The sequence below is a fragment of the Bacillus litorisediminis genome, assembly GCF_022808645.1.
GTDB classification, from domain to species: Bacteria; Bacillota; Bacilli; order Bacillales; family JC228; genus Bacillus_BF; species Bacillus_BF litorisediminis.
This window is the reverse complement of the sequence record NZ_JAKZKT010000109.1, coordinates 1-1,863: the sequence shown is the minus strand read 5'-3', so window position 1 is coordinate 1,863 and position 1,863 is coordinate 1. Positions and strand designations below refer to the sequence as shown.

Here is a 1,863-nt window from a genome sequence, read left to right as displayed (position 1 = left end):
TTCGATATCTGTATTTACTTTGATTTGCATATGCACAATATTCACCCCAAGAATATTATGCAGCGCAATGAGCAAACTGTACATTCTTAAACAGTCATTTATGTACACTCTTAAATTAGCATTTATAAATGGGTTTAATTGCTTCAATGCTATCAAGTAAGGGGGAAGTTTATGGAGAAGTTTAAAGTCTTTTTAGGGGGGTATATGAATAAAATTGCCTTTATCCTTATCTCAATATTTTTGATATTGTCAGCCTGCCAAGTAGCAAATTCTGAAGGTATTACATTAGAAGAAGTGCTTTCTTCTTTTGAAGAAAAGAAATTAAAATTGGTAGAAGATAAAGTTAGCGATAATCACATTTTTGGAATGAAACTTAATAGGATCAGACCTGCTGCTTATAAATTGGATGGAAAAAAAATATTGATATATGTCTTTGATTCAAGTAAAGAAAGAGAAAAGGGATTGAATGATTTTCGTAATAAAACAGCTACATCAAATGTCGTTTCTTATAATTTTTATGAAGTTAAAAATGTACTAATTTTCTATGTGCATGAACTTGACCGAAGTATGAAAGTTGAACTTGACGATGAAATTCAAAAAGCCTTAAATGATTTGAACAGAGATTAGTTGTGAAAACGATGTGCAAGTAACTGGTACAATAAGTCAAACAATGAAGCTAACGGTGCAGTATAGTTTCATAAGAAAGTGCTAGGAATTTTTATTTTCCCGTAATAGTTCATACTGCTTTTATGTGATTTTAAGGGTTGTATGATGTGGTTCCTTTATTATGCAACTCTACAGTTGCCTACACTTGACAAGCAACTGTAGAGTTGCATATAATCGACATATGGATTGGGACAAAGACGCTATATTCAAAGCACTCGGCGACGCGACTCGGAGGCTTATATTAGATGAACTTTCCGAACGCAATGAGCTAACGTTGTATGAACTTACAGCACGTCTCGTTATGAAACACAACCTTCCCATTACTCGACAGGCAATCACTAAACATCTTAATACCTTGGAAGATGCAGGGCTCGTAATATCAAAACGAAAGGGAAAATATCGAGTACTTATGTTTAACAAAGATCCACTTAAAAATTTGCTGAAAGGATGGGTAGATTAATTTTATTACTAATGACGAATGTATGAGTTTGTCTATTCAGCCAAATTGTTAGAAAAGAATCATAGATTGCAAATATAAAGGTGGCCAAAACATGATGAAAATCATTATTACTAGTATATTCGTTCAAGATCAAGACAAAGCATTAGAGTTTTATACAAAAACACTGGGCTTTGTAAAAAAGCATGACGTTCCCAGCGGAGCATATAGGTGGATAACGCTTGTTTCTCCTGATGAACAAGACGGTACGGAGCTTTTACTCGAACCTAATGAACACCCTGCTGCCAAAGAGTATCAACAAAAGCTTTTTGCTGATGGCATTCCAGTAACAATGTTTGGGGTTGCAGATATTCGCAAAGAGTACAAAAGATTAGTAGAAAAAGGCGTAAAGTTTACTATGGGACCTACAGAAATGGGCGAAATCACAATAGCTGTCTTCGACGATACATGCGGAAACCTTATTCAATTGATAGAGCAGAAGTAACATTCTGACGAACGAACCAAGTTTCTAAATGACACTATTGGTAAGTCTAAGACTGTGAAGTGTTATGTCAAAATTTATACAACGAATGTAAACCCTGTCCTATTTGTAGGTCGGGGTTTTACATATTTAAGCCCAGTGGTAATATGTCAAGCACCAAAATCAAATGAATTGGAAATTAAAACGTAAGTTGTCTAAACCAAAGCAGATTTTGGGCATGACAAATAAACTTCGCTTTTTCTCTTTTAAAAAAAGAAAA

At 34.4% G+C, this 1,863-nt stretch carries 3 protein-coding genes; all 3 read left to right on the top strand.

Going from position 1 to position 1,863, the window contains the following annotated elements:
* The first annotated feature begins 171 nt into the window (after positions 1-171).
* Entirely contained in the window at positions 172-627 is a 456-nt protein-coding gene (locus MLE14_RS22165; protein WP_243300531.1) for a hypothetical protein, read from the top strand.
* Positions 628-847: 220 nt separating this feature from the next.
* Positions 848-1,126, top strand: a complete 279-nt coding sequence (locus MLE14_RS22160) for an ArsR/SmtB family transcription factor (protein WP_243300530.1) — start codon at positions 848-850, stop codon at positions 1,124-1,126.
* A gap of 94 nt (positions 1,127-1,220) precedes the next feature.
* Positions 1,221-1,607, top strand: a complete 387-nt coding sequence (locus MLE14_RS22155) for a VOC family protein (protein WP_243300532.1) — start codon at positions 1,221-1,223, stop codon at positions 1,605-1,607.
* Positions 1,608-1,863 lie beyond the last annotated feature (256 nt).

What these genes read in the sequence shown, in the direction of transcription:
- MLE14_RS22165 (WP_243300531.1), top strand. Translation starts at nt 172, where the DNA reads ATGGAGAAGTTTAAAGTCTTTTTAGGGGGGTATATGAATAAAATTGCC.
- MLE14_RS22160 (WP_243300530.1), top strand. Translation starts at nt 848, where the DNA reads ATGGATTGGGACAAAGACGCTATATTCAAAGCACTCGGCGACGCGACT.
- MLE14_RS22155 (WP_243300532.1), top strand. Translation starts at nt 1,221, where the DNA reads ATGAAAATCATTATTACTAGTATATTCGTTCAAGATCAAGACAAAGCA.